This window comes from Mucilaginibacter sp. (assembly GCF_039207105.1).
GTDB lineage: Bacteria > Bacteroidota > Bacteroidia > Sphingobacteriales > Sphingobacteriaceae > Mucilaginibacter.
The window spans coordinates 13,380-40,230 of record NZ_JBCECK010000016.1 but is presented as its reverse complement, the minus strand read 5'-3'; the positions used below and the strand labels follow the sequence as shown (position 1 = coordinate 40,230).

Genomic DNA, 26,851 nt, shown 5'->3' with positions numbered 1-26,851 from the left:
CCATGAAAAATGAAAAAGCCGGTCTGTAGCAGATCCGGCCTTATACAATAGCTGAATTAAGTTGGAGCCTTTAGCAGCTGTTGCCTTAGTTTATCATTACAAATTTCACTAAGTATTCAAAAATATGAAAAAAAAGCCACGTCGCTTGAATAAAGCAACGCGTACAATTGTTATTGTTTTTAGCCTGCTTTTAGCAGGTGTAGGTCAGCTGTTTGCCGAAACCCTTAATGGTATATTTGAAACACGGGTAAGCCTTGCCTTTAAAAATGAAACGTTAGCACATGCTATCAGAAAAATAGAGCAGCAAAGCAAGGTAGAATTTGCCTACGATCCGGATTTACTGGGTTTACAAAAGTTGTTGGTAAAAGAAGGCCGTTTTACCGATGAGCGTTTGGATGTTGTTTTAAAATCCTTATTGCAAAGTACAGACATCTCTTTTAAAGAAGAGATAAAAGGTACTATCACACTGTACAAAAAATCTGCCAAAGTAGCATACGGTAAAGTATCGGGTCATGTTGTTGATGAAAAAGGCGAGCCTTTACCAGGGGCTACGGTAAGGTTAAATGAAATAAACAAAGCCATACAAACAAACCCCGACGGTTCATTTTCAATTGAGGCCGACCCGGGTGTTTACACGTTGCTTGTAAGTTTTATCTCATACCAAACCTATCGCGTACCTGGTGTTAAAATTGTTGCAGGCGAAACTGTAACCTTAGGTAATATAACATTGGTTGCTGAATCTGGCAGCTTAAATGAAGTAGTGGTAGTAGGCTATGGTACCCAGAAAAAAGAAAATTTAACAGGTGCGGTAGATCAGGTTACATCAAAAGTTTTGGAAAACCGTTCGTTACCAAATCTTACCCAGGGTTTACAAGGTGTAATTCCCAACCTTAACCTGGTTCCGCTGGATGGAAAACCAATTCAATCACCAAGTTTTAACGTACGCGGTACAACATCAATTGGTCAGGGTGGTAACGCATTGGTATTGATAGATGGTGTTGAAGGCGATCCCAGCCGTATTAATCCAAGTGACGTAGCCAGTGTTTCGGTATTGAAAGACGCGTCATCCTCGGCTATTTATGGTGCAAGAGCAGCTTTTGGTGTTATCCTCATTACCACTAAAAGTCCGGCTAAAGAGAAAACAAGTATCACTTATTCTTTTAACCAATCGTTCAAAAGCCCCACAACCGTTCCGCAATTGGTAACCAATGGTTACACGTTTGCCAAAATGTTTAACGAGGCTTGGACGGCGGCTAACAACTATTCGCAAACGCCTCAGAACATCAATAAAACGGTGAAGTTTTCACCGGAATACCTGGCCGAATTAAAACGCCGTGACGCCGACCCATCTTTGCCTAAAGTGGAAGTTAACCAAAATGGCGAATACGTTTATTATGCCAATACAGACTGGTACAAAGAGCTTTATAAAAACCATAATGCCTCAAGAGAACATAACCTTGCTATTTCGGGCAATAGCGGTAAGGCTGACTTCCTGATTACCGGCAGATATTTTGCTCAGGATGGTTTATTCCGTTACAACTCTGATGATTACAGCATTTATAACTTAAGAGCTAAAGGATCATTACAGGTATTCCCGTGGTTACGCATTTATAACAATGCCGACTACTCTAACATGAAATATCATAACCCGTTGAACGTGGGCGAGGGTGGTGGTATCTGGCGAAACCTTGCCGACGAAGGGCATACTGTAGCGCCTATGTTTAACCCCGATGGTACTTTAACTTACTCTGCCGCTTACACTGTGGGAGATTTTGTTTATGGTAAAAACGGTATTGATTTTGATAATCGCGTATTCCGGAATACAACAGGCTTTAATACTTCTTTCTTTGATGATGTTTTCAGGGTAAAAGGTGACTTTACTTTTCAGAATACTGATAACAACCAAGATCGCAAACGTGTACCTGTACCTTACAGCCGCAAACCAGGGGTAATTGAATATGTAGGTACCAATTATAATGATCTGGAGAATATGAACCAGAGCACGCAGTATGTCGCTACCAACTTTTACGGTGAATATGAGCCAAAACTGGGTAAAGACCATCACTTTAAAGCATTAGCGGGTTTTAACTTCGAGCAATCAACCTTTCAAAAGTTAGATCTGGTTCGTAATGGTCTTATTTTTCCGGATGCTACAGATATTAACCTGGCACTTGGTCAATCTATCACTACCGCAGGTGGATATGACAGATGGGATGTTATGGGTGGCTTTTATCGCTTAAACTATTCTTATAAAGACAGATACCTGGTTGAGGCTGATGGCCGTTATGATGGTTCATCAAAATTTCCTTCCGATCAGCGTTATGCGTTTTTCCCTTCAGTATCTGCCGGATGGCGCGTTACTAACGAGCCTTTCTGGACAATGTCAAAAGATATTATTTCTGATTTGAAGATCCGTGGATCTTATGGATCATTAGGAAACGGAAGTATCAAATCATATGCTTTCCAGGAGCAATTTAGCATCAGACAATCTGGGCGTGTTTTAAATGGCGTACGCCCGCAAATTACTAACCAGCCAGGTGTGTTACCTGATGGATTAACATGGGAGACAGCGACCGTTGAAAACTTGGGTGTGGATATGGGATTCCTGGCTGGACGCTTAACGCTGACCGCTGATGGTTATATCCGCAAAACCAAAGATATGTTTACCGTAGGTAACACCTTGCCTGCTGTATTTGGTACAACTGTGCCTAAAGGTAACTATGCCGACATGCAAACTAAGGGCTGGGAAGTAACCATTGCCTGGAGAGATAAATTTGATGTAGGTGCTAAACCGTTCAACTACGGTTTTAGAGCAACCCTGGCCGATTATCAATCAACCATAACTAAATACAACAACCCGGATAAAAACCTGAGCGATCCCAACAAAAGCTTAACTGATCAAACTTATTACGTAGGTGAAAAAGTAGGAGAGATTTGGGGATTTGTAACGAATGGCTACTTTACTTCGGCGGCTGATATTGCCAATTCACCAAAACAAAATTTAATTAAGGCATCGGGTGCCAGTGATCTTTTACCAGGCGATATCAAGTTTAAAGACTTGAACGGTGATGGTGTAATTGACTACGGTAATCAAACTGTAAATAAACCGGGCGACCGTAAAATTATAGGTAACAATACTCCGCGATATACTTTTGGTTTTGGTATGGATGCCGACTGGAACAGCTTTTTCTTCTCGGCCTTTTTCCAGGGTGTAGGTAAACGCGATTGGTACCCAGGCTCCGAAGCCGATTACTTTTGGGGACAATATAATCGTCCTTACAATAAGGTACCGGTATCACAACTGGATAAGATCTGGTCAGAGAGTAATCCAAATGCTTACTTTCCAAGATATCGCGGATACTCTGCCCAAAATGGATCAAACGAACTTGCGCAGGCTCAAACTAAATATTTACAAAACGCAGCCTACGTAAGACTTAAAAATATCCAGTTAGGTTATCACCTGCCGTTGAGCCTCATCAAAAAAATCAAATTAGGTGATGCCCGGGTGTTTGTTTCGGGCGAGAACTTATGGACATGGTCGCCATTATATAAGATCACCAAAGATATTGATCCTGAAAGCATTAACGGATCTGACAGGGTGTTAACAGATGGCACCAATGGTAATGGTAATAATTACCCAATACTAAAAAGCATAACCTTAGGTGTATCAGCAACTTTTTAATTGCTAAATAACAAATTGAACATTTTAAACCCATTAAATATGTTTATTCAACGTATAAAATCAATCAAAACTTATTTGTACATCTGCCTTATTGGCTGTATTGCAGTGAGTTGTAAAAAACTGGATCAGGTTCCGCAGAGTACGGCAACTGGAGCTGCTGTATTTGGCAGTACCAGTGGCCTTGAATTGTACACCAGTTCATTTTATAATATTTTGCCTAATGCCGATACCATACCGATATTCCGTGCAGATGCTATGTCTGATTTCGGGGCGAGAACTTCATACCCTGACTTTTTAAGGCCGGGATTTTTTGACGCCAGACAAAGCTCAGGCTGGAACTGGAACGATCTGCGTAACTTTAATTACTTTATTCAAAACTGTAACAACCCTAATATATCACTTGCTCAGCGTCAGCATTATATTGGTTTGGCTCGTTTTTTCAGAGCCTGGTTTTATTTTGATAAGGTAAAACGCTTCGGAGATGTACCTTGGATTGGTAAGCCAATGGCTATCAATGATCCGGCACTGTTTAATGGCCGCGACTCAAGAACACTGGTAATTGACTCTGTTATTGCCGATTTGGATTATGCTTGCAAGTATATTACCACTAATGATAATACACGCAGCTTAGTTACTAAATACGTAGCGTATGCCTTTAAATCACGTGTTTGTTTATTTGAAGGTACATTCAGAAAATATCATGATGAGTATAAACTGCAAGGTTCAGCCAACGCTTTACTTAGCCAAGCCGCTGATGCTGCTCAAAAAGTAATGACCGAAGGTGGCTTTAGCCTGAACACAGCAGGAGGACTTGATAAGGCTTACCGACAGTTATTTATAACTCAGGCTCCGGTAGCTTCTGAAGATATTTTGGTTTCTGTGGTTGATCCTGCTCTGGGTATATTCAGTGATGCTAACTGGTACTGGACAAGTGCTACTTATGGCGATAGATTAAGTTTAACCCGCACATTTGTAAACACCTATCTGAATATTGACGGAACACCTTTTACCAATAAGCCTGGTTATCAAACCATGACTTTTAACCAGGAGGTTAAAGGTCGGGATATGCGTTTACAGCAAACCATCAGAATGGGTAGCTATCAGCGTCTAAACGGTGGTACGCCAGAAGCCGCTCCTCCTGTATTTTCCTATACCTATACCGGTTACCAGCCTATGAAATGGACTCAGGACGATGTATCATTAGATGGAGGTAAAAAAAGCACTAACTCCATGCCGCTTATCAGGTACGCCGAGATCTTGTTAAACTACGCCGAAGCTAAAGCCGAACTGGGTACTTTAAACGATGGCGACTGGAACCAAACTGTGGGTGCTCTGCGCAGGCGTGCAGGCATAACCGGCAATACATCTTCAAAACCGTTAACTGTTGATCCATACCTACAGACCAATTACTTCCCGGCCATTGCCGATCCTTCAATTCTGGAGATCAGAAGAGAGCGTGGAATTGAGTTAGCGCTTGAAGGCTTTAGGTTTTATGATCTGGTACGCTGGAAACGTGGCCCGCTGATGGATCAGATCTGGAATGGTTTCTATGTTCCGGCACTTGATGTACCTATGGATTTAAATGACGATGGTGTACTGGATGTATGCTTTTATAAAGTTATGCCGGCCAATCCCGTAAAAGGAGTAACCTATGTTAACGTTGCTGAAACTATCAGCGGTGGTACACCAAATCCACAGCGCCTAAGTCATGATACTTACGGCGAATTAACCTGGTTAACTACGATACCTAAAAAATGGGATGATAAATTTTATCTTTACCCCATACCAGAAACCGATAGGTTACTTAACCCTAAATTGGGGCAAAACCCCGGTTGGTAAACAACTTTAACACAAATAATAGAAATGAGAACAAAACACATCCTGCTGATGGCTTTAGGAATTCTGCTTTCCTTTTATAGCCATGCCCAAAACCTTATTGTGGGTACCTACAACCTGCGTTATGCCAATCCGCGCGACACGGGCAATATGTGGGTTAACCGGGCGCCAATTGTAGCATCGCTGATCCGCTTTCATGATTTCGACATTTTTGGCACGCAGGAAGGTTTGCTGAATCAGTTGCAGGATATTAATGCCGCTTTACCACAATATGAACGCTATGGTTTAGGTCGTGATGATGGTAAAGACGCTGGTGAGCATTCGGCTATATTCTTTAAAAAGGATAGGTTTAACCTATTAAATAAAGGTGATTTTTGGTTGTCGCAAACTCCCGAAAAACCTTCATTAGGATGGGATGCTACCTGCTGTAACCGCATATGCTCATGGGTATACCTGCAGGATAAACAAACCAAAAAGAAGTTTTACTTTTTTAACGCCCATTATGACCATCAGGGAAAAGTGGCCCGTGAAGAAAGTAGTAAATTGATTTTGGAAAGGATAAAAAACATAGCTGGCAAAGAGCCAGTTATACTTACTGGCGATTTCAACGGATCGCACGAGAGTAGTTGGTACCAGCGTGTGGCTACCTCAGGCCTCATGTTTGATACTTACAGCAAAGCCGGGCATCCGTATGCCAATAATGCATCATTTAATGCTTTCAAAAGCTCTGTTCCCGGTAATGAGATCATTGATCATATCTTTACTACCTCTGGTTTTACTGTAAAACGCTGGGGCATATTAACCGATAGTTATCACGGTAAATATCCATCAGATCATTTTCCTGTTCTCTCCGAGATCAGCTTCTAATAACTTTATTATCAATTGACTACTTAGCCCTGTCTTACGTAAGTAAGATAGGGCTTTTTTGTGCTGTGGATCTTGGTTAGCGGTAATAGCCATTCTCATCTCAAGAACAGAAGCAATCCATTCATCATGGCAGATTTGTCCAATAGATAGCCTTTTTAGTCCATGTTACCAGAAATACATCAAGTGTAACTTTGTTTAGTTGATAATCAATCAGTTCATATGATTCTTAATCAGCAATTAAAATGTACATCGCTAAGTGTTTGAATGTGTCATGGTTAACAAAGGTGAAATAAAGCAGAAAATTTTAATTATGGAGGGCAACGCTTTGGTTGCTTTCGAGTTAAGATTGTTGTTAACCAATGCAGGATATACAGTTTGTGGAGCAGTTGATTCCGTTCGGGAGGCATTAAAAATATTTGAACATCACAAACCGGATATGGTGTTGATAGATATTATACCCGGAAGTGAAGAAGTTAGCATAAACTGGGGTATGCAACTTAATGCTAAGGATATTCCGTTCATATATCTATCCGAGAATTTTCAGGCTAATTTTATGGAAAAGGTCAAGGCAACTGATCCTTATGGTTTTATTGTAAAGCCATACCGAGAAGTGGACCTGCTGATTACATTGGATGTTGCCTTGCATCGTTATCAAAATGGGATGGAGGCTCTGTTGCGCCGGGCAGAAATAATAAAAAGTGAATTTCAAAATATAACAAATAATAACATGGGGTGGAAAGAAAAGCTGTTGCAGATGGCCGCAACGTTTCAGTCCCGGATACCTTTTGATTTTTTATCAATTAATGCAGAAAGTGCAGAGACCGGTTTGTTTAACACCATTAATTTTCTAAGGATAGGTCTTAACGAATATCAGGAAATTGGTTCGGAGAATTTTCTCCAGCGTACGCATTTAAAGTTGTCAGATATACAAAGCTTGCAAAAAGATTTAGTCATAGATACCGATATTGCTTTTTTTAATGGTGACCAGTTTATAAAGACATGGCCAAAATATCCATTGCAAAAGTTAGTTGCCGGGATCTTTAATTTAAAATCCATGTTAACGCTGCCAATTCAAATGAAAAATGGTGAAATGTGGAGTTTTTCATTTTATAGTCGCAAAACCGATTGCTATACAAAGCAACATGTTATCATTGGCAATCATATAAAGCCGGCACTTGAGCAAGTAATGAATACGATAGTCCGAGCCGAATATTTTACTCAGGTTTTATTTCCGGAAAATAAAAGTTACAAGACGCATTCGAATCTGATCAATGATAAGGGTTTTGAGGACATAATTGGAAAGAGTGATCAAATGCTAAACGTGTTTAATTACGTTTCTAAGGTTGCCCCTACAGATACTTCCGTTTTGATTTTTGGAGAAAGTGGTACGGGGAAAGAAAAAATAGCTAAACGTATTTATCAACTTTCTTCACGTAAAAACCAGCCCTTTGTTGTTATTGATTGTGCGAGTTTGCCAATTCATATTGCGGAGTCAATTTTGTTCGGCCACGAGAAAGGTTCATTTACCGGCGCCCTGGAAAAAAGGATCGGTAAATTTGAACAAGCTCACAAGGGTACGGTATTTTTAGATGAGATAGGGGAACTGCCACTTGAGTTGCAGGTAAAATTGCTTAGAGTGCTTCAGGAAAAAGAAATAGACAGGATTGGTGGCAAAAATTCGATAAAAATAGATGTTCGGATCATCGCTGCATCCAATCGCGATCTGGCAAAGGAGGTATCACAAGGAAACTTCCGTTTAGACCTATATTACAGATTAAATATATTCCCAATTCTAATACCTCCTTTAAGGGAGCGTGTTGAAGATATTCCGGAATTGGTATCGTTTTTTATAGAGAAATATAGCCAAAAAATGGGTAAAAAGGTTGAAAGAGTCTCTTCCAAATTATTACAGGAGATGGTAGGACATCATTGGCCGGGTAATATACGGGAGTTAGAGCATTTTCTTGAACGTGCTGTTCTGTTAGCCTCTACACCAATTATTAATGAAAATGGTTCACATACTTACTTCCAGAAAAAAGTGATACACGCAGGTCATGTAAAAGCGATGGATGAAAATGAACGTGATCATATATTAAATGTTTTAAAAATATGCAAAGGTAAGGTTGCTGGTGTAGGAGGAGCGGCAGAATTGCTTAAAATTCCTTCAACCACGCTCAATTCAAAAATGAAAAAATTGGGTATTAAAAGGGATTTTATTTAGTGTAAACTTTCTCTTAGAAGAACTTTACACTAAATAAAAATCACCTTGATATGCACATATCGACAATAAGTAATTAAGCGCCTCTATAAACCAGCTTAGTAAAAAATGCTGGATCGATCACGAAACCTCCCCATTTTTTATCATAAGCTGCTGTCGGTTTTAATGCAACAACCTCATTAACGGATTTTCCCTGTTTCTTTAAAGTCGATACTTTGGCATGAATGTCTACCAGCATATCGCGAAACTCGATTAATTGTTTCCGGTTTCCGATAGGCCCATGCCCTGGTATGATAATCGTTTTATCGGTAGTGCGTGATACATTAAGATTAGCAGCTTTGATTGCCCCTTCAATATTTCCGCCGGTATTATAATCAATAAAAGGATAATATCCGTTCCACCAGGTGTCTGCCACATGAAGAATGTCGGCATTAGGGAAATACACTGAAATATCACTATCTGTATGTGCAGGTGCGTAATGTTTCATCTGAAGAGTCTCCCCATTAAACGACATGGTATGCTCATCCTTGAAGGTAACTGTTGGCAATGCTCCTTTAGGAGCAGCCGGGAAGGTATAATTCCAGTCATCTACCCGGGTACTAACGGCCAAATGTTTACGGGTATTTTCATGAGAAATAATAGTTGCTCCAGCTTCGTGCAGCCACTCATTTCCGTCAGCATGATCAAAATGCCAGTGTGTATTGATCAAATATTTTAAGGGTTGGGAGCTGATAGATTTTAAAGCAGCAGACACATTGACCTTAGATACACCAATGCCACCATCAACCATAAGCTTACCTTGAGGGCCATTCAATACAGCGATATTTCCACCCGATCCTTCCAGTACGCTGATATTACCACGAAGTTTGGTAACGTTTATCTTTGCTGTTGCAGCTGCTTTTTTGATTTTTATTACAGGACTTTGTTCCTGTGCATATAACCATTTAGGAGAAAGCCAGATGCTTGCCGTTAAAAGACCGGCTGCGCCAAGAAATTGACGGCGGTCTATTGTTTTGTTTTCGTTTAACATGATTTGATTTTTTAATAAGGGTGATTGTTGTAAACAATATTTTTCTTCTCAAAGAATTTGCCATTGTTTAATATACTTAAAATCAATTATTTAAACAAATAGATCATTTTTTTAATTTACTATATTTCGTAAATAAGCGAATTGTCAAAACTTCCATCGTTTTTTGTGCGCTTAAGCCATAAGCTGCCATTTTTAATTTAAAATACAACAGAAACAAGAGATAAAGGAGCTTACAATCAGAGAAGCGTTAAATAACGATATATAGTAATTTTTAAAACTTATTTTATTTCATAATTAATTGATTAACAATGCATTTATTTCATGGCATGATTTTCATATTAAGTAGACCATCATCTACTAACTGAAATTTATATTAATGAATGCAATGCAAATGTTATGGGATAATAAGTACCGCCAGGGTTTACCATCATTAACCGAACCTGATCCGTTTTTTTGTTCAATATATCATAGTTACCTCCAGCAAATATATCCGCATGGGGGTGCCTCAGTTCTTGACCTTGCCGCTGGTTCAGGCAGACATTCACTTTTTTTAGCAGAATTGGGTTGGAAAATAACGGCAGTTGATATTTCTCCTGTAGGCTTGCAAATACTGGAAGATAAGGCATCAACATTAGGTGTAAATATCGATACAACAATCGCTGATCTTACAGATTATCAATTACCAAGGCATAGGTTTGATGTAGTAGTTCTGTATTATCATTTCGACAGGTCACTTTTTTACCGGATATATAACTCATTAAAGCCTGGCGGCATATTGGTTTGCAAGTTAGCTGTTAACTGGTCTAATATTGTAGATGCGGACGTAACTGCTCCGCTGCCGCTTCAAAAGGACGAGTTCTTGTCGTTAGTTACACGCTTTTTTACGATTGAGCATACAGAAAGACCTGCCGGCAATCGGGGTGTTGTAGAATATCTCGGAATCAAAAAATAGTTACCTCAGAAAATTAATTTATAAGATACGATAATGATCCGAATGGCTGAACTTCAATCCATTGCTTATGAATAGTTCCGTGTTAATTGAATCAAAACATGATAAGTATTTACCTATGGTAAAAAACCTGGCAGCGGCTTGTTTTATGCTCATGCTCCAGGTTTATCTCATCGCTCCGTTGCTGCCTGCTATTGGCAACGAATTTCATTCAACATTAATCAGCCAGGCTATCCCCGCTTTTGCAATACCTTATGGATTATCCGCTTTATGCAGCATATCGTTAAGTAACAGAGTAGGAAGAAAAGTGATGCTACAATGGTCGGTATGGTTAATGACACTGGGTTGTTTTGCAACCGCGAGCTGTCATAGTATTTCGGCCTTTTTAGTAGTCCGAATACTTGCTGGTATTGCTACAGGAAGTATTTTGCCATTGGCGCTTGTGCTCATTGCAGAATGTTATCCGGCTTCCGCAAGAGGTACACGAATGCTTATCGTAGTTTTTTCTGTAGCTCTGGGCATAACTTTCGCTCCTGTTATCGGCGGCTATTTTAATGGTATGATTGGCTGGCGCACGATGTATATCATATCAGGAATTCTTTCACTTATAGTTTATTTAAGAATAGTCCTAAGCTCTTTTCCACTTCCCTTGAAAATTGCCCGAAAGCCGGAAAACCTCAGTTTGGTGTGGCAACTGAGTAAAAAGATCCTGACGCGTGGAGCAGGACCTTATCTGTATGCTTTTAGTTTTTTTGGCGGGATGTTCCATACAGGGGTTTTTGTTTGGCTAAGTTTTTATTTCACAACTCATTATCATCTTGGTGAACAAGGCATAGCCCTGGTATTATTGATCTTTCTTTTTCCGGGTCTTTTAATGGTGATATTAATGGCTGCTTTTTCTATTAAAACCAGTGTCAAAGGTACACTGTTAGCTGGTTTAATACTGGTAGCTGTGTGTGTGGCCTTGCTTTGGATCAATGTCAATTTACCGCTTTGGCTGGCTTATTTGTTTGTGCTTATCCTTTCTGTTGGGTTTAACATTACTCAGCCCCTTTTTATAGGTATCACTACTACCTTACACAACGGACGTATGAGTAATCAGGCTGTAGGGATGGGTTGTGGAATACTGTTTCTGGGTTATGGTGCAGGTCCGATGCTTTTCGTATTCCTGGTATCTCTGGGAGATTCCCCGGCCATCATTTTCCTTGCTCTTTTAGGTTTGCTGTTAAGCATATTGTCTTTCAAGGTGTGGAAGGAAAAGTTAAGTACCGACAAACACATTACAAAGCGTAACTTTTTTACAGACAATCAGGGGATGGCGCAGCGACATACTTGATAGATTATTGGGTAAAATTATAAATATCGTAGTTGATAAAACTGTTTTTGGATTATAACCAACTAATATACAATACAATGAGTAGGAAATACCGGAATTGCAGATACCGGTAAATAAACTAAAATAAAAGTAAACCTAATTTGAAAAATCATGAATGAAAGTAAGCCAATCGTGGTGGTAGATCACAATCCACCAAAATTTGAAGCTGGCGACATTGTCAGAATTTCAGTCAAGTTCCCAATCGGCCATTATCGTGTTCCGATGTATATGCGCGGAAAAAAGGTAGAAATTGTGCGTAACCTGGGTAGCTACATCAATCCGGAAGAAGAAGCGTTTGGCAAAAACGCCGGTGACAAAATGTGGTGTTATATGATCAAGATTCCTACCACGGAACTTTGGTCAAATTACGAAGGACAGGCAAATGATGAGCACCAAATAGAAGTGTTTGAAAACTGGTTAGAAAACATTGAATAACAATTTAATCAAATAAAAATGAGCAACAATCACGACCACGACCACGACCATGACCATAACCATGATCACGATCATCCACATGCTGAAATAAGTCATGACGAAACGCCCGGTTATTACGAAATACTGGAAATAAGCATTCGTGAACTATTAATTGAAAAGGGACTTATAAAACCAGATGATGTACGTAAGCAAATTGAACTGTTAGATTCGCGCCATCCGCTCCTGGGATCTAAAATGGTGGTAAAAGCATGGCTTGATCCGGAATTTAAAAAGCGCCTGCTGGCAAACGGCAACCACGGTGCTGAAGAAATGGGCATCTCTATTTATGATGATACTGACTTTACGGTATTGGAAAGCACACCAGATACCCACCATGTTATCGTATGTACTTTATGCTCCTGCTATCCGAGAGCTATATTGGGCTTGCCACCTGACTGGTATAAAAGTAAGGAGTATCGCGCGCGTACTGTAATTGAACCACGTAAGGTACTGGCCGAATTTGGAACTGTTGTTCCTGACAACGTTCGTGTTGTGGTAAATGATTCCACCGCGGCGCAACGTTATCTGGTGTTACCTGTAAGACCGGCCGGAACTGAAAACTTCACAGAAGAACAGCTGGAAGCTATTGTTACCAGAGATACGATGATTGGTGTAACTGTACCACGCATCAACTAAATAATTACTGATAAAACATAAAAATTAAAATCATGTCAACAGAAAATCTTGTTAAACATCTGCCCAATGATTTTGGCGGAACCATTTGCGGTGATAAAGTAAATATTTATGAGCGAGAGCTTTACATATGGGAAAAACGCTGTCATGCATTATTGGATGTGCTGGATTACCATAAAATTGTAAATACAGAAGAAAAGAGGAGAGGTACAGAAAACATAGGTTCGGAAATGGCTGGTAAACTATCTTACTACGAAAAATGGATCGTTTCGGCCTCAAACGTTCTTTTACAAAAAGGCCTGCTCGCACCAGATGATATTGCCCTTAAAACAGCCGAAGTAGCCAAAAGGTATGGTGTAACATTATAAGTTATGGAAATTTCGGGAATATTACTGATGTTATTGCTGGGCCTCAGGCATGGTTTTGATCCTGATCATATTGCTATTATTGACGGCATATCTATCAGGTATTCTGCAACCAAACCTACGCTGGCTAAGTGGACGGGTACTCTGTTTGCAATTGGTCATGGCGCTGTGGTAACCAGTATAGCGGTAATGATAAGCAGGTTCAGCCATTCATATCGTTTTCCGCAAACTGTGTGGAATGTGTTGGACTGGCTTCCGGGGCTTTTATTGATCGTAGTAGGGTTAATGAACCTGCGGATGCTGGTAGTTCAGGAAAAATATAGCCCTAAAGGGTTAAAAACGTTTTTTATTCCATCCAGATTAAAAAATAGTTCGCACCCGTTATCAATTGTGCTTATTGGTGTACTTTTCGCGATGGTGTTTGATACCAATACCCAGGCAGCTGCGTGGGCCTACACAGCTACATCTAAACTGAGCACTACTAACGCCTTAATTCTTGGACTTTCATTTTCTGTTGGAATGATCACTACCGATACGCTGGATAGCAGAATATTATATACGCTCATGCTCAATTCTGCAAAAAGTAATCTGGTGTTAAATTATCGCAGAAAACTTGGCTGGATCATCGTAATTATTTCGCTGGTTGTTGGTACTTATAAAATTGTAAGTCATATAAACCCTAAAACCGAGATCCCGGAAAATTCATTAACAATAATTGGTATATCATTTTTTGCCTTAATGGCCCTTTTTTATACTTATATTCTTTATTCCGGTTCTCAACAAACCAAAAAACAATTAAATGGCCATTAAAGATTTAACACAGGTAAGCAGGCATTTATTTTTATGCAACGGGGGAAGTTGTAAAAATCTTGGTGCCGAAGAAAGTACCGCCGCTATAAGGGCTGCAATAAATGATTGCGGCCTGGCGGATAAAATTCATACCACTAAAACACTATGCAACGGACGCTGTAAAGACGGACCTGTAGTAATTGCGCAGCCAGATGGTATTTGGTTTAAACAGGTATCAAAAGAAAAAGCAGCGGAGTTTGTGCATAATTTTTTGGTGCAAAACGTAGTGCCGGATAACATGTTGTTGTTTGAATACGGCAGTGATGTGATCCATGCAGTAGAACCACCGGTTCCGGCAAACTAACCTTAAATTTAATGATGAGATACAGCGCTGTTCAGGTGCTGTATCTCTTTATGAAGTGCTGCACCTAATCTGCAGTTTTTTTAAAACAGATATATTACATAAAAAACCTAAACAGAGTAACAGAGCATCAATCTGATTATTTTTATTACAAATGGAAAACACAGATCGTCTTAGTTTTTTAGAATTTTTGCCGGTAAGCATTTTTGGTGCCGTAATGGGTTTATCGGGGCTTAGCTTTGCCTGGAACCAGGCGGTTCATCTCTGGCATTTGCCATTAATTATTAGTCAGTTAATAGGTGGGCTTGCAGTAATCACATTTATCATACTCACGTTTACCTACTCATTAAAATTCTGGAAATACCCCGACCTTGTTTTACAGGAATTTAAAAACCCAAATACAATTAGTTTTTTCAGCACTATTATTATATCCTTATTATTACTTCCGGGAATTTTGCTGCCTTTGTTCCCTACTTTAGCCGTAAGCATCTGGGTAGTAGCTACCTTACTAATAGGGTTATTTGCCTGGTATGTACTGCGCCAGTGGCTTGATAGGCAACAAAAACCAGCAAGCGCTATGCCGGTTTGGCTTTTGCCTGTAGTTGGAACTTTAAATGTGCCTATAATAGGCAGCAAGATATTAATACCCGGCAGCCATGAAGTATGCCTGTTTTTCTTTAGCATCGGAACTGTTTTTGCCATCATACTCATCACTATAATCTTTTCCCGTCTTATTTTTCAGGAACCCATGCCCAACACAGTAGCGCCTACATTGATGATCATGGTAGCACCATTGGGTTTGGCTTTTAACAGTTATGAAAACCTGAGCCATAGCCAGGATATGTTTGCAGCTGTATTGATTTATTTCGGTTTGTTTTTATTACTGTTGCTGAGCAGCAAACTATTAATGTTGCCTCGCGCTTGCCCATTTCAAATTTCCTGGTGGGCTGTAAGTTTTCCACTGGCAACTATTACCAACGCAATGTGCCGCTTTGTAGAAAATAAAACTGAATTTATTCCTCAATATTTAGCCAAATTTCTCTTGTTGTGTACAACATTAGTGATACTGTTTCTTTTGATTCAAACCATTATCCGTATTGTGAAAGGTACATTTGTTCCCGTGTCGTTTACTCATGTACAAACAGCTATAAAAGAATAACTTTTCTATATAAGTAAGCATGAAGTGTTCTAAGCTGAACTTATATCAAAGGTTAGGCAACAGGTAATATAATAATAACAGACTTGCACCAATAACCCCCACAGTTAGCAGAAGCAAAAGCCTTGACTTAGGATAAAATGTCTGCTCAAGTAATTGCTTTTCTATGCGTTTGTACCTGGAATAACCAATCAGGGCAGTTAATGCACCCACGGCAACCAGGCACATGCCTATCAGGCCGGAGAATCCTTTGGCCGGTGTAACATTACGGGCGCCAACAGCCAGTGAAAGCTGCCGAACAAAAAGGGAAAATTTAACGACAACAAACCCAAAGCCCATAAGAGCAATACTTGTTCTGACCCAGGCAAGAAAAGTGCGTTCATTGGCTAAATGGTCACTGGCGCTGGCTTTTGGGCGGTTATTATTGTCGTCCTGCATTTGCGTTAAAAGTTTTAATAATTTCTAAAGCAAAAGTCGCTATTTATGATCTAATATTAGCTTGTTCTTCAATCTAATAATTTCCAAAGCTTCAAATCTGACTTTATTTTGGTCAAGGCAGCGTTGGTCATTGAGCCGCTTAGTAACACTTTGGTACCGATCCATAATAAGGCTTTGTTCATTCCTCCCAATTTTACGGCGTTCATTAACAGTGCCTGGGCGCGTTTTTTGATGGCAGGTTGAAATTTGTCGATATCTTCCTCTTTTAAAACAGGCCAGTTGGAACCGGAACTGAATTTAAAACTTGGGAATTCATAGTTAGTAGCGTCTTTGAATATTGGAATGATCTGGTAACGTTCATCATCCTTGGTTGACTTGAAATCATCGATATTAGTTTCTGCATATCCGTTTCTGAATATGCGATTTTCCTGTATGGCTGATTTTGGGATGGTAAAGTAGTCTCTTAAAAATATTTTGCAGTTATACCTCCCCAGAAAGTAATCATGCACACGGAATTCCTTATTAATAAAGCCGCTGAAACCATTAAGAGCGCCGCAGGCTATGGCCAGTTCGCCTACAATTTCTTCCGTAATGCCGTTTGCATCCGTTATCAGGCGGGCAGGAGAGATCAAATATTGACCGCTGAGATTGTCATTAAGTGCATTGGCCAGATCTGTTGGTTTCGATCTCATTTGAGAGAGCATGGAAGAAAGCGTTAAACCAATCACATTTAAAATAGATTGGCTCTGATCGATTGGCCCACGTTCTTTGCTTGGAAAAGGCTCGATCATCAAAATAGTCGAATTAAAACCATTATGGTCGTCAGATGCCTGTTGCGACTCCCCGGTGAATGATGCTAAAACTTCCCTGACTTTATCAAAAGGTTCATTATTGATCAGGCCACCATCCACATTTAAAGATGTGTAATTGCCTGAGGGGGTTAACGGTGTGTTTTTAAATATTTCGGTCAGAAACTGACTTGAATTTATAAATCCAGCATCCCGGTTCAGTAAACGTGATTTTAAACCCACCGGGAATGCGCCAGTTGCCATTGCGGCATCCCGGGCAATATCCAGATGGATATCATCTTTAAAGTTTAACGGGATCCATCCATTATTAGGCGCGACAAGATCCGTTTTTTCTGTAAGCTCAAAACAAGCGTAATCATTGTGCACCATCATATGGTATTTCCTATTTGTAGGAGATGCTGCGTAAAAATCGGCGCTGTAATTAAATCCACCAAGATTAGACAGCGTAGTGAAAACTTTTAGGTTAGGATTGATAAAACGGGGAAGGGGCTGCCAATCTGATTTGATCGCTTTTACCATCTTATTGGCAACCTGATCTATAAAATCAGAGTTCAATCCTGATAATACAGTTCCGGTCTTTTCAATATCACTGGTATCAAGCATCGTAGAAAACATATCAGCATCTGTAAGATCAACCCAGGCATTGTAAAATTTATTTTCAGGATGTTCTTCCAGTAAATCGGCGCTTGGTTTGTCTATAGGTGTAATTGGGCTATTAAGTGAAGAAGCAACAATGATCCCGGTCATACCGCCTGCCGAGGCGCCTCCAATAACTGGAATTTCTACCCGGTGGCTTGGTACACCAGGCTGGCCGCGTCTTTTTTCCCATTCCTGGAGTGCTTCTAACAGGTAATCCATTACACCTGCAGTATAGGCACCGGCCGACACTGCACCGGCCATACAAATACCAACTGAAAATACATCTGATTGGGGTGTGGTTTGTTCCATGATATTAAGACAGGTAGATTTGAAAATTATGCTGATGGTACAATAAAGCTATTGTGCCAGATTGACATAACAAGAATAGTAACGGTTATTTTTTTGTTAAATTCCTGTACTTGGATGCTTAGTATTTATAAAAGAGTCAGAGGACGATAGCTTAACTGCCAGGTGTTTAAAGACAACTGTGCGAAATTTTTTATAACCTTTGGCGATAAGGGTAGTTATTATAACTTTGAAAAGCCAGGCCTTCATCAGCCGGCATGCTTCGGCAATATGAAATTCGTACCAATACCTGATCATTTATGATTATGAAGAAATATTTTTTATTGATTGCCTTGTTCGCGTTTTACAATACTTTGAACGCGCAAAACCTAAACCTCATCCCTTATCCGCAACAAGTTAAGCAGCTTAAAACTACTTTACGGATAAAACCGGAAAGTATGTTTTTTACCAAAAACAGTCAATATAAAAATGAGGTGCTTTATTTAAATGGCCAGCTTGGTTTAGCAGGTAAGGGTAGGCAAGAAATAAGAATTGTAATCACTAAAGATATTGAAGGCATAGGTGCTTACCGATTAAGTACAGTATCCAACAAAATAGCTATTATGGCGGCTGAGCGGGAGGGGGTATTTAACGGGGTTACCACACTTTTACAGCTTTGCCGATCTGCAAAGGCAGAAGATAGCCGCATATTGCCCGGTTTGATTATTAATGATAAACCCCGGTATCAATGGCGGGGTTTTATGCTTGATGAATCAAGGCATTTTTTTGGAATGGCAGCTGTTAAAAATATACTTAACTGGATGGCTTTTTATAAGCTTAATCGATTCCATTGGCATTTGACAGATGCGCAGGGATGGCGGATAGAGATCAAAAAATATCCCTGGCTCACTAAAATAGGCGGGATAGGCAATTTCACCGATTCTACCGCGGCAGCTCGTTATTATACTCAAAAAGAGATAAAGGAAATAGTGGCTTATGCTAAACGTCGCCACATTGAGATAGTACCTGAAATAGACATGCCCGGACATGCAACTGCGGCCAACAAGGCATATCCGAAGTATTCTGGTGGCAAGGTGAAAGGTTATGATGATTTTACATTTAACCCGGGCAAAGAGGAAACATATCAGTTTTTAACCAATATTTTAAAAGAGCTTAAAGTGTTATTCCCAGATGGCAGAATACATATTGGTGGTGATGAGGTAGCGCTGGGAATAAAGGCGTGGGACAACAATACTGATGTCAAAAAGCTGATGGAGAAAAAGGGTTACACAGACCATCAACAGGCAGAGGCTTATTTTTTACGACGAATTGCTGATTCGGTAATTAAGCTTAAAAACAAAGTGATGTGCTGGGACGAGGCTGTGGCAGCAAATCTGCCGGTAAATCATGTATTGGTTAACTGGTGGCGGCAAAATAAGCCTGAGGTATTACAAGAAGCAATTACAAAAGGTTATCCAATCATTTTATCGCCAAGATTACCGATGTATTTTGATTTTGTACAGGACAGTACACATATATCGGGCCGTAAGTGGGATGGACATTATAATACCTATCTGGATGTTTATCATTTTCCGGAAAATGATTTAACGGCAGATGTTTATCAATCTAAAAATGTAATAGGCGTACAGGCCAACTTATGGACAGAAACTGTAGCATCACAAAAAAGATTGGATTACCTGCTTTTCCCAAGGATTGCTGCCGTAGCCGAATCCGGCTGGACATTCGACGCTACCAAAAACGATGATCTTTTTAATGCCCGTTTAAAAGCGCATTTAAACTATTATAAAAATGCAGGTATCTATTATTTTGATCCATTTAATCCCAGTTTCCATAAAGAGGCTGTTGATGTAGCACCTAAGCCTGTGATAAAAGATTAGACATCTGTGACAGGGGCAAATGGCAATTTTGAAGGCCTGATCGGGAGATGTTCCTCCACTTATGTCCAATTTTGTCTTAAGTCTGCAAGTGCCTTGATAAATTCTTTGTCAGTTCCTTGTGTAAGGATCTCTTTTTTTTCGTTTTTTTACGATATATCATTAATTTTAATTTTTAGCCAACCATTGCATGTGATTAATAACCAGAATCTTATAGTTTGGTATTGCCTTTGACTTGAATAAAGTCATAAAATTGATAAACTATGCAATCGGACAAATACGCCGTGATAGGCAAACAATGGTCAGGCGTGGCAAAACCAATGATTATAAAAAAAGAAAAGCTATCTGAATCGGGACAAATTCTGGATGAAGCCGCTTTATGCCTTTTTAATTTTATCTCGGATTTCTCCGAGATACCTTTGTCTGAATCGGAGAAAGAGCACATTAATTTAAATTTAAAAGTGAAAACGCTGCGACGCGGAGACTATTTGTTGCAGGAAGGAGATATATGTCGCTACCATTGGTTTGTTGTTAAAGGCGCGATAAGGATGTTGTCTATTAATGTAAGTTGCCGGGAGTATGTTTTGGCTTTCAGAACAGAAAATAATTGGGTTACCGAAAGTGAAAGCCTTAGCCAGCAGAGCCCTTCAAGATATTACATTGAAGCGATGGAGCGCACGCAAGTACTACAATTGAACGCAAATTGTATGGAAACGCTGAGAAATGATATCCCGGCCTGGGCCGAAATGCTACAAAAGCACGAATATGAACAGGCCATTGTAACGCAAAGAAGGATAAACTCAGTAATCAACATGACTGCTGAAGAACGATACAGGGACATGCTCATCAGTTATCCATACTACGAGCAGCGCTTTTCCCAACACATGCTGGCTGCTTACCTTGGTATTCAACCTGAAACTTTATGCCGGATAAGGAAGAATTGAAATTTATAATAAATATGCTCAAAGTGATCATATCAAATGAATTGTGAATTTTAAATAACCTTGAACATTCCAGTTTCACTTTTTATCAGCAGCTAATTGAAAAACTGGAATATGGCTTGTCCAAGCTGATGAGCTTTTTCTATATTTGTTACTTTACATCATTACAATCTATCCATTACCCATGAAACAAAAATTCCATTATGCAACTATCACTGAAGCAATTAGCCAACTTAAAGAACAAGGTTTTACGCTTGAATTTAATCTGGTAGGCAACGAATTTAAAACAGAGGGGCAAACCTACGTTGCTGATGAGTTTGAAATTGTTGATCTGTACCGTTATGAGGGCACTTCTGATCCTGCAGATGAATCAATCGTTTATGCATTATTGTCGTCATCAGGAGTAAAAGGGATTTTAGTGACCAGCTATGGTGCATCAACAGACGAAAGCTCGGCCGAAACCATTCGTCAACTACACTATAAATACCAACAGTCAAAATAATATTTCAAGAAATAAGTTTTGTGAATTCTGGCTTATAATTTATTAGCAGATGCCCTAAAGGACATCTGCTTTTTTATAATTTACTTATTGATTGGCGCCACCGTTAACTAACAGGTGCTGACCATTCACGAAAGAAGAAAGATCACTGGCAAAAAACTCAGCTACGTTGGCCACATCTTCCACCTCAGCCAATCTGCCCATCGGATTGCTGTCAAGCAGACTTTTTCTTAGTTCAGGATAGCTTTCAGGATCTACAAATATACCAGAATGGTCAACAGCAAATGGAATGATAGAGTTCACGGTAACACCACGGTGACCAATTTCTTGTGACAATACGTTAACAAGATAACGTGGGGTGGTTTTACTGCCCCCATATACCGCCATGCCCGGTACAGGGAAAGCTGTGGTGCTGGAAGCGATATAAATGATACGGCCATTATCTTCTACTGTTTTGGCAGCCTGCTGCATAGTAAAATAAGTACCTTTGGTATTAATAGTGAATAAGCGGTCAAACTGTTCTTCTGTAAATTCGGTTACCGGGGTTTCTACCATTTCAATGCCGGCATTGGCTACTACGATATCTATTTTACCAAATTCTTTTTTGGCTTCAGCAAATAACCTTTCAATTTCGGCCACTTTACTCACATCGGCCTGTACGGCAATTACGCGTACGCCCATCGCTTTGATGTTGCTGAGCACCTCATCGGCAGATGCTTTATCACGTGAGTAATTGATCACAATATCGGCACCTAAGGCTGCGTAACGTTCAGCAATTGCTTTACCTAAGCCTCTTGCTGAACCGGTAATAAGGGCTACTTTATTTTTTAATGAGTTCATGATTTTTAGTTTTTAGTCCGGAAGTCGGAAAGACCGAAAGTCCGGAAGATTGTTTTTAATAGTTGTTTTGCTTATTCAATGACTTGGCTTCCGGACTTTCCGACTTGCGGACTTCCGAACCTCTTTTTGGCTTAACAATTAAGCCATCGCGCCGTTAACGCCAATGATTTGTCCGCTGATCCATTTAGCATCATCGCTGGCCAGGAAGGCGACAGTTTTGGCAATATCTTCTGGCTCACCCAGTCGGTTAAAGGCATTCATGGAGTTCAAACGGGCTATAAGTTCTTCTGATTTACCTTTGGTGAACAGTTCGGTATTAACGGGGCCAGGCTGTACGGCATTCACATTGATGCCGCGTGCGCCAACTTCCTTAGCAAATACGCGGGTAAGCTGTTCTACCGCGCCTTTGGTGGCTACATAGCTGCCATAGGTAGGGGTTAATACACGGGTTTGGGTAGTGGAGAAGTTGATCACCGATCCATTGTCGGCCAGTTTGGTCGCGGCTTCTTTCAGGGTGTTAAAAGTACCAGTTACATTGATCTCAAACTGACGTGTAAACTCCTCTACAGTAGTATCTTTCAATAATTTAGTGATCATGATGCCCGCGTTATTGATCAGCACATCAATTTTACCATAATGGGTAATAGCCGCATCAAACATGGCTGTTACTTCATCAGCCTTGCTTACATCGGCTTGCAGGGCTATGGCATCACCGCCGTTTGCTTTTATCTCATTAACAGTTTCTTCGGCTGCCTGCTGGCCGCCCGCATAGTTAACAATTACTTTAGCGCCTTCGCTGGCTACTTTTTTAGCTATTGCTGCTCCAATACCTTTTGATGCGCCGGTTACTAAGATTACTTTTTCTGATAGCGTTTTCATGGTTTCTTATTTTATTTATATGATCTATGTGTTGTTGATTGACAATACAAAGGTGGCGCATATTTATGCCGTAGAATTGCGCAGAATTAAGGAAGTGTTATAAAATTCTAAGATTCTGTGTTTTCAATATTCTATTGTTTACTGATAAATTTGAGTTTGCAGATGTTTAGATATTTCGTATTGCTTATTCTGCTCTTCCATCTGCAGTATTTTTTTACCCTGAATATTCCTTCATACTATATTCTTAAGAATATAAAAGCTCAGACCATGCTCTTTGGTTATTCCAATGTTTGCGCCACGAAAAAAGATCGGTAAACAAACATTTTCCGATTGAGCGGATCCGGAAATATGCTTTAAAGAAATAGATGGTTTTCATAAAAATGGGGCTTAAATACAGTGCAAATTTGGTAGCCGTTTAATTCCTGAATATTGACTTATCGCAAAAAAAAATCTTGACTTACATCAAGGGTGAGACCCTAAATTGTATATAATTTATATGAGGTTGCATAATTAACGATATTTCGCTTTTTTTTGAGCGCAAATTTACCTTAATAAATTAATTATCAATAGTTTAAGTTTATGGCATTTTGTTTGACACATCAATTCTGTCAAATCAAACGATTATGTCATTAACTAATGAAATGAATTCAGCATTACCGACTGTAATTTCGGTTATACCGGTAGTAAATACAGAAGAAGCTATAAGAGCAAATGCATTTACCTGCCTGTTTAATCACATTAAGTTATATACCGGCAAGGAGATTTGTGATACAGAGGCGGTGCTTTTAAAAAAACTCCTCAAATACAGAGTACTTCGTAAACGGCAATATCTGTTGCAGGAAGGAGATGTGTGCCGATATTTATATTATGTGGTTGATGGAGCATTAAGAATGTATTCCGTTAATAGTCGGGGGCAAGAGTCTATTCTTGCCCTCGGTGTAGAAAACAACTGGATAGGCGATCGTGAAAGTATGGCACATGGAATTCCTTCAAATTATAATATTGATGCAATAGAGCACACCATATTACTTCAATTCCCTGTTGAGTATATTGAGCTATTTATTAAAACAATGCCCGCCTTTGCAACCTTGATCAGGCTACAGACTAAAGAGTTTTCTATTGACACACAGAAAAGAATTTACGCTGTTTTGAATCTTACTGCTGAAGAGCGGTATAGGGAGCTACTTGCAACCCGGCCTGAATTCGGACAGCGGTTTTCACAAAACCTGATCGCAGCTTATTTGGGTGTTAAACCCGAAACACTCAGCCGGGTTCGAAAACGATATTAACTTATTTAAATTTTAAAAATAATGGTTACGTTTTATCCCCAGGCGATTTAGCTTAGAATTTAAAGTGCTTGGTGACAAGCCAAGAATTTCAGCCGCTCCTCCCGGGCCATTGATTTTTCCGTTACATTGTTTCAGCACTTCAAGAATATACTCCATTTCTATTTGTTCAAGTGTTTTGAGCGTTTTCTGAGTATTGCCTGCCAGACTGATTCCTGGCTGCAAAAAAGAGGAATCAGGAAAAGCTATGTTTGTAACTTCTGATCCGGCAGTCATCAATACCGTCCTCTCAATCAGATGCTCCAATTCTCGGATATTACCCGGCCAGTCATATTGGGTCAGTTGTTCTATTGCCTCATTACTAAATATGAGCACATCGCGATTCATGGTTTTAGCAAACTGATCAACAAAATATTGAGCCAAAGCAGGAATATCCTCTTTTCGCTCGGAAAGAGAGGGCAGATGAATGGGAAATACATTTAACCTGTAATAAAAATCCAAACGGATTCTTCCGCCTGCAACTTCTTTTTCAAGATTCCGGTTGGTTGCAGCTATAACTCGTACATCAATTTTAATAGTTTTTGTGCTGCCTATGCGTTCAAATTCATGCTCCTGCAACACCCTCAGTAACTTTACCTGTGCCTCAAGCGATAGTTCTCCAATTTCATCCAAAAAGATTGTACCCCCATCGGCTGCTTCAAATTTGCCTGCTCTGCGCTCAATGGCACCGGTAAATGCTCCCTTTTCATGGCCGAAAAGTTCAGATTCCAAAAGTTCTGAAGGTAAGGCGGCACAATTTACAATGATCAAAGGTTTATTTCGACGCTGTGATCTTTTATGAATTGCTTTGGCAACAAGCTCTTTACCGGTACCGCTTTCGCCTAATATCAATACAGAAACAGATGCTTCGGCAACCGAAGTGATATCATCAAATACCTTTAATAGTTTTGGTGAACTGCCAACAATACCTTCAAAGCAATTTATTCCAGAAGTTACAGGTTCCGGCCTTTTAACGAGTGGTTTACTTTGAATAGTGGGACTATTTGTTGGTGATTGCTCAAAAAATGCTTTAATTGCTTTTTGTGCTTTTTGCAGTAACAGTAAGTGCGTATAATTAAAACATTCTTTAACCTGGCTATAAAATGATAGCGCTACCTGCTTTCCATCGTCATAGGTAAAACTAAAGATTAATTTTGACTGCAGGTTAAAATGTTTTGAGAGTTTTGCTTCCCATATATTGTCCATCAGGCTTTTACTAAAATCATATCCATTTAAAAAAAACCTTTGGTCTGCCAGCGGTTGCTTCGGGCGGTATCGAAATATTTCCTGCTGATCTGTGCCCATTTCTTCTAACAATTCCCGATCTGTTAAAAAATTGTATGCTTCAAATGAAATGCGCACAAAACCATATTCAGATGATAGACTACCGGGTCGTTCTGTCAAATTAATTTTTAATATATCAAAAGGAATAAATCCCTGAAAAGCACCAGGTAATAATTGTAACCTATCCAGTAAAGCTGTTGATGAAAGCTTGATATGTAACAGATGTTTTTGTAATATTATTTCCCGTTCTGCCGATAACCGGGTATGCTCTTTATGCTTATTGGTTGCAATATCGAGCATCATCAGTATATCTTTTTCACGGAAAGGTTTCATCAGGAAACCATAGGGCTGAGTTTCTTTTGCTCTTTCAAGAATACTTTGATTGGTACTGGCCGAAATATAAATAAATCCAATGTTTTCACTTGATAGTTCCTGAGCCAAATCAGTTCCGAAAGAGTTATCTTTAAGAACAATGTCAAGCATTACCCAGGAAGGCCTATGTTTTTCAATCATTTTCTGAGCCATAGAAACATTGGATGCAATACCACATACATGATGTCCGGCCCGGGTCAGCATCAATTTAAGGTCATTGGCAACAATAAATTCATCTTCTACTATTAAGATGCTCTCGCCCATATTAATAGGATTTAAGTTGTTCGTTTAAATGTTTTGATCATCATTACGGTTAAGCATATTAGCAATCCATTAAACGTTGTCTATTTTTAAGTGTTAAAAAACTTATACAAATATCGTTTAGCAGCCATTTGCATATATTGACATATATCAATATTATATTTTTTATTTGACCATACTAAAAAATTGGCTGAACCATATTAAACTGTAAAACCACGTCTGATACCAAGCTTTTTCAGTTTTGAACTAAGGGTTGTTGGCGGTACACCTAACATTTTTGCAGCCCCGCAAGGTCCGCTTATACGCCCTTTACAGTGTTTTAGCGCTTTTATAATATGATCCCGTTCATTTTCTTCTATTGTTTTGATATGATGATCATGCGCGGTTATTGATGCAATCATAATATTATCAGTTGGAAGGTCAATTTTTTTTACAATAGTCCCTGTTGTCATTAATACGCTACGTTCTATCAGGTGTTCCAATTCACGTATATTACCAGGCCATTGATAGTGCTGCAGGTCATGCAATGCTTTATTGCTGAGCGCGTTGATCTTTTTACCCGTTTTTTTTGCAAAGCGATTAATAAAATGTGTTGCCAGCAGGGCGATGTCATCAATACGTTCACGCAATGGCGGAAGAAAAATCGGGA

The 26,851-nt window shown here is 39.6% G+C and carries 23 protein-coding genes; 16 read left to right on the top strand and 7 right to left on the bottom strand.

What is annotated here, in order from left to right:
• Positions 1–124: 124 nt before the first annotated feature.
• From AAGC65_RS05465 to AAGC65_RS05450, 4 genes are all read left to right on the top strand, one after another.
• Complete coding sequence (locus AAGC65_RS05465; protein WP_343111408.1) at positions 125–3,682, top strand: SusC/RagA family TonB-linked outer membrane protein; 3,558 nt, start codon at positions 125–127, stop codon at positions 3,680–3,682.
• Positions 3,683–3,721: 39 nt separating this feature from the next.
• The gene (locus AAGC65_RS05460; RefSeq protein ID WP_343111407.1) at positions 3,722–5,521 is read left to right on the top strand and encodes a RagB/SusD family nutrient uptake outer membrane protein; all 1,800 of its coding nucleotides are present in this window, start codon (positions 3,722–3,724) and stop codon (positions 5,519–5,521) included.
• A gap of 24 nt (positions 5,522–5,545) precedes the next feature.
• On the top strand, positions 5,546–6,385 hold the full coding sequence (locus AAGC65_RS05455) for an endonuclease/exonuclease/phosphatase family protein (RefSeq protein ID WP_343111406.1): 840 nt from the start codon (positions 5,546–5,548) through the stop codon (positions 6,383–6,385).
• Between the two features lie 271 nt (positions 6,386–6,656).
• Positions 6,657–8,606, top strand: a complete 1,950-nt coding sequence (locus AAGC65_RS05450; protein WP_343111405.1) for a sigma-54-dependent Fis family transcriptional regulator — start codon at positions 6,657–6,659, stop codon at positions 8,604–8,606.
• A gap of 73 nt (positions 8,607–8,679) precedes the next feature.
• Here AAGC65_RS05450 and AAGC65_RS05445 read toward each other — a convergent pair whose 3' ends face one another.
• On the bottom strand, positions 8,680–9,633 hold the full coding sequence (locus AAGC65_RS05445) for an MBL fold metallo-hydrolase (RefSeq protein ID WP_343111404.1): 954 nt from the start codon (positions 9,631–9,633) through the stop codon (positions 8,680–8,682).
• A gap of 376 nt (positions 9,634–10,009) precedes the next feature.
• Between AAGC65_RS05445 and AAGC65_RS05440 the strand changes: the two genes are divergently transcribed.
• The 8 genes from AAGC65_RS05440 to AAGC65_RS05405 all read left to right on the top strand — a co-directional run bounded on the left by AAGC65_RS05440 (position 10,010) and on the right by AAGC65_RS05405 (position 15,738).
• Positions 10,010–10,585: a class I SAM-dependent methyltransferase gene (locus AAGC65_RS05440; protein WP_343111403.1), complete on the top strand. Its 576-nt coding sequence runs from the start codon at positions 10,010–10,012 to the stop codon at positions 10,583–10,585.
• Positions 10,586–10,652: 67 nt separating this feature from the next.
• Positions 10,653–11,918 carry an MFS transporter gene (locus tag AAGC65_RS05435; protein ID WP_343111402.1) on the top strand — a complete coding sequence of 422 codons (1,266 nt, stop codon included), beginning with the start codon at positions 10,653–10,655 and terminating at the stop codon, positions 11,916–11,918.
• Positions 11,919–12,068: 150 nt separating this feature from the next.
• On the top strand, positions 12,069–12,392 hold the full coding sequence (locus tag AAGC65_RS05430; protein ID WP_343111401.1) for an SH3-like domain-containing protein: 324 nt from the start codon (positions 12,069–12,071) through the stop codon (positions 12,390–12,392).
• 18 nt (positions 12,393–12,410) lie between these two features.
• On the top strand, positions 12,411–13,067 hold the full coding sequence (locus AAGC65_RS05425; RefSeq protein WP_343111400.1) for a nitrile hydratase subunit alpha: 657 nt from the start codon (positions 12,411–12,413) through the stop codon (positions 13,065–13,067).
• A 32-nt stretch (positions 13,068–13,099) separates the two neighbouring features.
• Entirely contained in the window at positions 13,100–13,432 is a 333-nt protein-coding gene (locus AAGC65_RS05420) for a hypothetical protein (RefSeq protein WP_343111399.1), read from the top strand.
• A 3-nt stretch (positions 13,433–13,435) separates the two neighbouring features.
• The gene (locus tag AAGC65_RS05415; RefSeq protein ID WP_343111398.1) at positions 13,436–14,239 is read left to right on the top strand and encodes a hypothetical protein; all 804 of its coding nucleotides are present in this window, start codon (positions 13,436–13,438) and stop codon (positions 14,237–14,239) included.
• Entirely contained in the window at positions 14,229–14,582 is a 354-nt protein-coding gene (locus AAGC65_RS05410) for a (2Fe-2S) ferredoxin domain-containing protein (protein WP_343111397.1), read from the top strand. The genes AAGC65_RS05415 and AAGC65_RS05410 overlap by 11 nt, the downstream gene beginning before the upstream one ends.
• A gap of 151 nt (positions 14,583–14,733) precedes the next feature.
• A complete protein-coding gene (locus AAGC65_RS05405; RefSeq protein ID WP_343111396.1) occupies positions 14,734–15,738 on the top strand; it encodes an SLAC1 anion channel family protein in 1,005 nt (334 codons plus the stop codon).
• Between the two features lie 45 nt (positions 15,739–15,783).
• Here AAGC65_RS05405 and AAGC65_RS05400 read toward each other — a convergent pair whose 3' ends face one another.
• Positions 15,784–16,173 (bottom strand): DUF202 domain-containing protein, encoded by a 390-nt coding sequence (locus AAGC65_RS05400; RefSeq protein ID WP_343111395.1) that lies wholly within the window; start codon positions 16,171–16,173, stop codon positions 15,784–15,786.
• 68 nt (positions 16,174–16,241) lie between these two features.
• Positions 16,242–17,930 (bottom strand): patatin-like phospholipase family protein, encoded by a 1,689-nt coding sequence (locus tag AAGC65_RS05395; RefSeq protein WP_343111394.1) that lies wholly within the window; start codon positions 17,928–17,930, stop codon positions 16,242–16,244.
• Positions 17,931–18,232: 302 nt separating this feature from the next.
• On the opposite strand from AAGC65_RS05395, the gene AAGC65_RS05390 reads away from it, so the two are divergent.
• The 3 genes from AAGC65_RS05390 (at position 18,233) to AAGC65_RS05380 (ending at position 21,244) form a co-directional block, all read left to right on the top strand.
• Positions 18,233–19,804: a beta-N-acetylhexosaminidase gene (locus tag AAGC65_RS05390; protein ID WP_343111393.1), complete on the top strand. Its 1,572-nt coding sequence runs from the start codon at positions 18,233–18,235 to the stop codon at positions 19,802–19,804.
• Positions 19,805–20,064: 260 nt separating this feature from the next.
• On the top strand, positions 20,065–20,745 hold the full coding sequence (locus tag AAGC65_RS05385) for a Crp/Fnr family transcriptional regulator (protein ID WP_343111392.1): 681 nt from the start codon (positions 20,065–20,067) through the stop codon (positions 20,743–20,745).
• Between the two features lie 181 nt (positions 20,746–20,926).
• The gene (locus AAGC65_RS05380) at positions 20,927–21,244 is read left to right on the top strand and encodes a phosphoribosylpyrophosphate synthetase (RefSeq protein WP_343111391.1); all 318 of its coding nucleotides are present in this window, start codon (positions 20,927–20,929) and stop codon (positions 21,242–21,244) included.
• Between the two features lie 84 nt (positions 21,245–21,328).
• Here the strand turns inward: AAGC65_RS05380 and AAGC65_RS05375 are convergent, their stop codons facing one another.
• Both AAGC65_RS05375 and AAGC65_RS05370 read right to left on the bottom strand, forming a co-directional pair.
• Positions 21,329–22,081: an SDR family oxidoreductase gene (locus tag AAGC65_RS05375; protein ID WP_343111390.1), complete on the bottom strand. Its 753-nt coding sequence runs from the start codon at positions 22,079–22,081 to the stop codon at positions 21,329–21,331.
• 138 nt (positions 22,082–22,219) lie between these two features.
• Positions 22,220–22,960, bottom strand: coding sequence for an SDR family oxidoreductase (locus AAGC65_RS05370; protein WP_343111389.1), 741 nt, complete (start codon positions 22,958–22,960; stop codon positions 22,220–22,222).
• A gap of 623 nt (positions 22,961–23,583) precedes the next feature.
• Between AAGC65_RS05370 and AAGC65_RS05365 the strand changes: the two genes are divergently transcribed.
• The gene (locus tag AAGC65_RS05365; RefSeq protein WP_343111388.1) at positions 23,584–24,249 is read left to right on the top strand and encodes a Crp/Fnr family transcriptional regulator; all 666 of its coding nucleotides are present in this window, start codon (positions 23,584–23,586) and stop codon (positions 24,247–24,249) included.
• Between the two features lie 12 nt (positions 24,250–24,261).
• On the opposite strand, the gene AAGC65_RS05360 is transcribed toward AAGC65_RS05365, so the two are convergent.
• The gene (locus AAGC65_RS05360) at positions 24,262–26,205 is read right to left on the bottom strand and encodes a sigma 54-interacting response regulator (RefSeq protein WP_343111387.1); all 1,944 of its coding nucleotides are present in this window, start codon (positions 26,203–26,205) and stop codon (positions 24,262–24,264) included.
• Positions 26,206–26,402: 197 nt separating this feature from the next.
• Positions 26,403–26,851, bottom strand: a 449-nt coding sequence (locus AAGC65_RS05355) for a helix-turn-helix domain-containing protein (protein ID WP_343111386.1), incomplete at its 5' end; no start/stop codon positions are given.

Excerpts from the sequence above, each read along its gene's own strand:
- AAGC65_RS05415 (WP_343111398.1), top strand. The coding sequence starts at position 13,436 with ATGGAAATTTCGGGAATATTACTGATGTTATTGCTGGGCCTCAGGCAT.
- AAGC65_RS05360 (WP_343111387.1), bottom strand. The coding sequence starts at position 26,205 with ATGGGCGAGAGCATCTTAATAGTAGAAGATGAATTTATTGTTGCCAAT.
- AAGC65_RS05450 (WP_343111405.1), top strand. The coding sequence starts at position 6,657 with ATGGTTAACAAAGGTGAAATAAAGCAGAAAATTTTAATTATGGAGGGC.
- AAGC65_RS05465 (WP_343111408.1), top strand. The coding sequence starts at position 125 with ATGAAAAAAAAGCCACGTCGCTTGAATAAAGCAACGCGTACAATTGTT.
- AAGC65_RS05395 (WP_343111394.1), bottom strand. The coding sequence starts at position 17,930 with ATGGAACAAACCACACCCCAATCAGATGTATTTTCAGTTGGTATTTGT.
- AAGC65_RS05365 (WP_343111388.1), top strand. The coding sequence starts at position 23,584 with ATGTCATTAACTAATGAAATGAATTCAGCATTACCGACTGTAATTTCG.
- AAGC65_RS05460 (WP_343111407.1), top strand. The coding sequence starts at position 3,722 with ATGTTTATTCAACGTATAAAATCAATCAAAACTTATTTGTACATCTGC.
- AAGC65_RS05370 (WP_343111389.1), bottom strand. The coding sequence starts at position 22,960 with ATGAAAACGCTATCAGAAAAAGTAATCTTAGTAACCGGCGCATCAAAA.
- AAGC65_RS05430 (WP_343111401.1), top strand. The coding sequence starts at position 12,069 with ATGAATGAAAGTAAGCCAATCGTGGTGGTAGATCACAATCCACCAAAA.
- AAGC65_RS05375 (WP_343111390.1), bottom strand. The coding sequence starts at position 22,081 with ATGAACTCATTAAAAAATAAAGTAGCCCTTATTACCGGTTCAGCAAGA.
- AAGC65_RS05455 (WP_343111406.1), top strand. The coding sequence starts at position 5,546 with ATGAGAACAAAACACATCCTGCTGATGGCTTTAGGAATTCTGCTTTCC.
- AAGC65_RS05420 (WP_343111399.1), top strand. The coding sequence starts at position 13,100 with ATGTCAACAGAAAATCTTGTTAAACATCTGCCCAATGATTTTGGCGGA.
- AAGC65_RS05380 (WP_343111391.1), top strand. The coding sequence starts at position 20,927 with ATGAAACAAAAATTCCATTATGCAACTATCACTGAAGCAATTAGCCAA.
- AAGC65_RS05445 (WP_343111404.1), bottom strand. The coding sequence starts at position 9,633 with ATGTTAAACGAAAACAAAACAATAGACCGCCGTCAATTTCTTGGCGCA.
- AAGC65_RS05410 (WP_343111397.1), top strand. The coding sequence starts at position 14,229 with ATGGCCATTAAAGATTTAACACAGGTAAGCAGGCATTTATTTTTATGC.
- AAGC65_RS05390 (WP_343111393.1), top strand. The coding sequence starts at position 18,233 with ATGAAGAAATATTTTTTATTGATTGCCTTGTTCGCGTTTTACAATACT.
- AAGC65_RS05435 (WP_343111402.1), top strand. The coding sequence starts at position 10,653 with ATGAATAGTTCCGTGTTAATTGAATCAAAACATGATAAGTATTTACCT.
- AAGC65_RS05440 (WP_343111403.1), top strand. The coding sequence starts at position 10,010 with ATGAATGCAATGCAAATGTTATGGGATAATAAGTACCGCCAGGGTTTA.
- AAGC65_RS05425 (WP_343111400.1), top strand. The coding sequence starts at position 12,411 with ATGAGCAACAATCACGACCACGACCACGACCATGACCATAACCATGAT.
- AAGC65_RS05405 (WP_343111396.1), top strand. The coding sequence starts at position 14,734 with ATGGAAAACACAGATCGTCTTAGTTTTTTAGAATTTTTGCCGGTAAGC.
- AAGC65_RS05385 (WP_343111392.1), top strand. The coding sequence starts at position 20,065 with ATGCAATCGGACAAATACGCCGTGATAGGCAAACAATGGTCAGGCGTG.
- AAGC65_RS05400 (WP_343111395.1), bottom strand. The coding sequence starts at position 16,173 with ATGCAGGACGACAATAATAACCGCCCAAAAGCCAGCGCCAGTGACCAT.